The sequence below is a fragment of the Microbacterium sp. BF1 genome (genome assembly GCF_019279095.1).
Lineage (GTDB): Bacteria > Actinomycetota > Actinomycetes > Actinomycetales > Microbacteriaceae > Microbacterium > Microbacterium maritypicum.
The window spans coordinates 1-4,058 of the sequence record NZ_JAGYWT010000216.1; the positions used below are offsets into that span (position 1 = coordinate 1).

General features: G+C 65.4%; 5 protein-coding genes and 3 pseudogenes. 4 read left to right on the top strand and 4 right to left on the bottom strand.

Translation table 11 applies throughout. The features are described from left to right. The first annotated feature begins 130 nt into the window (after positions 1 to 130). A complete protein-coding gene (locus KZA10_RS09005; protein ID WP_256934639.1) occupies positions 131 to 652 on the top strand; it encodes a hypothetical protein in 522 nt (173 codons plus the stop codon). Positions 653 to 929: 277 nt separating this feature from the next. Here KZA10_RS09005 and KZA10_RS09010 read toward each other — a convergent pair whose 3' ends face one another. Further along, entirely contained in the window at positions 930 to 1,409 is a 480-nt protein-coding gene (locus KZA10_RS09010) for a hypothetical protein (RefSeq protein ID WP_218682695.1), read from the bottom strand. Between the two features lie 366 nt (positions 1,410 to 1,775). Then, complete coding sequence (locus tag KZA10_RS09015) at positions 1,776 to 2,255, bottom strand: cupin domain-containing protein (protein ID WP_079113303.1); 480 nt, start codon at positions 2,253 to 2,255, stop codon at positions 1,776 to 1,778. Between the two features lie 80 nt (positions 2,256 to 2,335). Between KZA10_RS09015 and KZA10_RS09020 the strand changes: the two are divergent. Further along, positions 2,336 to 2,803: pseudogene (locus KZA10_RS09020) on the top strand (TrmH family RNA methyltransferase); the annotation flags it as partial. Between the two features lie 70 nt (positions 2,804 to 2,873). Then, complete coding sequence (locus KZA10_RS09025; protein WP_218682696.1) at positions 2,874 to 3,341, top strand: VOC family protein; 468 nt, start codon at positions 2,874 to 2,876, stop codon at positions 3,339 to 3,341. Positions 3,342 to 3,374: 33 nt separating this feature from the next. On the opposite strand, the gene KZA10_RS09030 is transcribed toward KZA10_RS09025, so the two are convergent. Next, positions 3,375 to 3,605: a hypothetical protein gene (locus KZA10_RS09030; RefSeq protein WP_218682697.1), complete on the bottom strand. Its 231-nt coding sequence runs from the start codon at positions 3,603 to 3,605 to the stop codon at positions 3,375 to 3,377. A 61-nt stretch (positions 3,606 to 3,666) separates the two neighbouring features. After that, positions 3,667 to 3,933, bottom strand: a pseudogene (locus tag KZA10_RS09035) (MATE family efflux transporter); the annotation flags it as partial. Between the two features lie 41 nt (positions 3,934 to 3,974). On the opposite strand from KZA10_RS09035, the pseudogene KZA10_RS18715 reads away from it, so the two are divergent. Continuing rightward, a pseudogene (locus KZA10_RS18715) lies at positions 3,975 to 4,058 on the top strand (DUF4188 domain-containing protein); the annotation flags it as partial.

Sequence of the window (4,058 nt, forward strand, 5' to 3'; positions counted from 1 at the left end):
CCACGCCGTACGCTGCTGCTGCTCTGCTGCTGCTGCTCGCCGGCCTGGTCGTGATCGCGGCCGGGCGTCGCCGCGGCCAGCACACCTCCTGATCCTCTCTTCCGAGATCCGCACACCGAAAGGCGAAAGCATGCATCACGACAGCACCGACCAGGCACCGCACACCCGCGCCGGAGCGCAGCATGTCGGCGGTCGCCGGATGCTCGGAGCCGGTCTCGCGGTGCTGCTCGGTGTCGCGGGGCTTAGCGCGTGCACGTCGGACGCCCAGCCGAAGCCGACGCCCACGACGACCTCCACCGCCCAGGCGGGGATCACTGAGATCACCGATGCGCCGGGTTCCGGTGCAGGCCTCGTGGGCGCGCTCGCTGACACGCAGGTGGAGACCTGCGAACTAGCCGACGGCGCTTGGAATGTCGCGGGCACCGTAACGAACTCCAGCGAGGCCAGCGCCTCCTACCGGATCTACGTCTCACTGCTCACCGAGGGCGGCGACACCCGCTCGCTCACCCAGGTGAACGTCGATCCGATCGACGCCGGCACAGAGACCGAATGGTCGACCACCGTGGCGGTGAACGAGAAGGATCTCTCCTGTGTGCTGCGGGTGGAGCGCTACGCCGCGGAGGCACCTGTCGAGGGTGAACCCGAGGGGTGAGCACAGGTTCGCAATCGCTCAACCGACGCTTAGATCCACGCCCGGCGGCTTGACAGTCGGCGCCGCTGGACGAGCTGGCGGAAGTCCTATAGTCACGGGGACTAACCACGGGCGCTTGGGAGACGAGTGTAGGGGCTCGCCTCCCAAGCTAGGGAGTTATATCCGCTCCGGGGTGCGGCGACCGACCTCGAGGGAAGGCCAGCCCCGCCCGAGAATATTATCGAACTTTCCGGCAGGTGCCGCAGAAACGGACGTCGACTGTCGTATGTGGTGAGCTTCAGGTGCCGCGGATTAGGTCGAGCACTTCTCGGGCAGTGTGTTCGGATGGGAGTGCGATGGTGATGTGGTCGCCTTGCAGAGCTTCCATCACTACGGTCGAGCCTATTATTTCGCCGCCGGCTTTGAAAAGTAGACGCGACTCACCTCTGGCCTGAGCTGCTTGGCCAGTGAGGTCATGAAGGACCGCGGCTCCCTCCGCGGTGAGAGTGATGTCAACGGCCTCCTGTTCCTGGCCTTCGCTTGCCGCGGCGTTAGCGACGGGAGCGTCTTCGAAAGTTGCGGGGCGCATCACATAGTCATCACCGATAAGGATGCACTGCGGATCGGACCCCTCGGTGCACGTCTCGGAGATAGCCAGTTCTAGGAAGCCTTTGGGGGTTGCCGTTGGAGTGGTTCCGGGAACGGCCGTGGTGGCGCACCCGGAGAGAGCCAGCGCAAGGATGCTGACTAGAGCGCGCCGGCGCCTGCGAAATGTCATCGGTCTCCTTTGACTAGGACGGGCAGACCCAAAGTCGGGCCGGCGTCCGCCTCCACGTTAGACAACGGGCTTGGAGCAGGTCACCGAACCGCCACAAACGATCGTTTTCGGCGGGCGTCCTCTTAGCTCGGTGAAATTTTTGCCAGCGGCTTCTGGGCACCCGCTTTCTCCGCCGCCAGATGCATCGTTCCCATGCGTGTGGAGTTTGACGCTTTGTGGCGGCGTTCTGTGATCGCACGGTGTCGCAGACAGGGCACAGTGTTGGCCTGCCCGATGTCTTCACGCGGCGGCGGGGCGCGCTGCCCGGGGTGGACCAAGACGATCCTCGTCCGCAACATCCTTACGGAGCGGTGACACAAGTAGACGTCAGTTGGCGTGCTCGTCCGGCGCGCTGTCCTCGGGCTGGACGGTCCATGCGGGAGGCTCGTCCTTACCGGTCGCTTCGTCTTGTTCTGCCTTGTCGCTGGTTCCCTGGGTGATGCCAGGTGCGTGGTGCACCGGGGCATAAATCGCGTAGAGGCGCAGCGGTTCGTCGCCAGTGTTGATCACGTCATGCCAGGTGCCGGCGGGGACCTGGACAGACCACCCATCCGAGACGTTTTGCTCGAAGTCGAGCCGGTCCTTGGCCGGGCCCATGACGGCCCTGCCCTGTCCGGCATCGAGGCGCAGGAACTGATCGGTGTTCTGGTGGACCTCCAGGCCGATGGACTCCCCGACCGGGATAGACATCAGCGTGACCTGCAAATACTTCCCGGTCCACGCCACGCTGCGGTAGTTCTCGTTCCGCCGGGTGGCCTCTTCGATGTCGAACGCGTTCGGGCGGGGCCCGATGTCGTTGATGGTCATTGTGTTCTCCTTTTGTGCTCGGACTTCGAGTCCAAGTCAGCATCATCTTTCGGGGGGAGTCAAGGGTGGGTGGGTTTCGGCTCGCCGACCTCGACACGCAGCGGCATCCGTTCCATGTCGCGATCGAGAACTGGCAGCACGACATGAACATCGGGTCGATCGTGCGCAGCGCCAACGCCTTCCTCGCCGACACCGTGCACATCATCGGTCGCCGTCGATGGAATAAGCGGGGGGCCATGGTCACCGACCGCTACCAGCACGTCGTGCACCACGAAGACGTCGAGACGTTCGCCGCCTGGGCCGCCTCCGAAGCGCTCCCGATCATCGCAGTCGACAACGTCGAGGGTGCGGTGCCGGTCGACAGAGCCGACCTGCCGCAGCGCTGCGTGCTGCTGTTCGGTCAGGAGGGACCGGGGCTCTCGCACGAGGCGCTCGCCGCTGCCTCCGCGCACATCGAGATCACCCAGTACGGCTCGACCCGTTCGATCAACGCCAGCGCGGCAGCCGCCGTGATCATGTACGAGTGGTGCCGGAGATACGCGGGCTGAGCCCGCGCCGAGACCCTCTCGACAGGGGGTGACCGCGGGCGTAGCGTGAGTGCCGATCGAGGAGGCCGACATGGCAGGCGTCGCACCCATCCGTCCGTATCTCTGGTTCGTCGACAGTGCGCAGGAGGCGATGGACTATTACGTCTCGGTGTTCCCGAACTCGTCGATCGACAGCGTGACCCTCTACCCCGACGAGAACCTCAGCGAGCATTTCGAAGGGATGACCGGGAAGGTCATCAACGGCGAGTTCACCCTGAACGGCACGAGGTTCGGCTGCATCGACGGCGGGCCGAAGTTCGCCTTCAACGAGGCGATCTCGTTCGTGATCGAGTGCGCGAACCAGGCGGAGATCGACCACTACTGGCAGGCGCTGTCCGCGGTCCCCGAATCGGAGGCGTGCGGTTGGTGCAAGGACCGGTTCGGCGTGAGCTGGCAGGTCATCCCCACCGGGCTCGACCTTCTGCAGCAGCGGCCGGAGCAGATCCAGGCACTGATGCACATGAAGAAGATCGTGATCGCGGAGCTCGAGATCGCCTGACCGGTCGGCGTCGGTCGTCCCGGTCGGCGCCGGTCACCCGCGGTCGATGCCGAACAGGTGACGGTAGATCGCGTTGACGTCGCGATCCAGGTGATCGATTCGCCCGTGCACCGCTCCGATCTCGGTCCGCACATTCGCGAACTCGCTCCGCATCTCGGTCCGCCCGCTCGCGAACTCGCTCCGCATCTCGGTCCGCACGCTCGCGAACCCGTTCTGCATCGTGCGAAGGAACATCGTCGAGATCAGCGTGATGGTGCCGAACATCCCCGCGGCGAAGACGCCGATCAGTGTCCATACCTGTGGTTCCGTATGAGACCACTCGCCGTCAGGCCGCGGCGGCAAGCCAGCGCCCCGATCGCACGCGCCACCCCAGGGTGACGAGCCGTGCGAGAAGGTAGACGCCGAAGAAGGCGAGCGCGAGCCAGACGAGACCGGCGGTGCCGTCGACCCCGGTCGCGGCCACGATCCAGAGCGCGGGCAGGAACGGCACCAGGTTGAGGCCACCAGCGATCGCGAGGTATCGGGCGTCGTTCGCCCCCATGAGCACCCCGTCGAGCACGAAGACGACACCGGCGATCGGCTGGGCGACTGCGCCCCGACCTGTGGATGCCGGCGTTCTTCGCCATGCCACGGATGCTGCGCGAGCTTTCCATCGACCCCGACTCGGGCATGCTCGGCTACCACCTGCTCTTCGGCGCGGGCGGACCCTACGTCGTG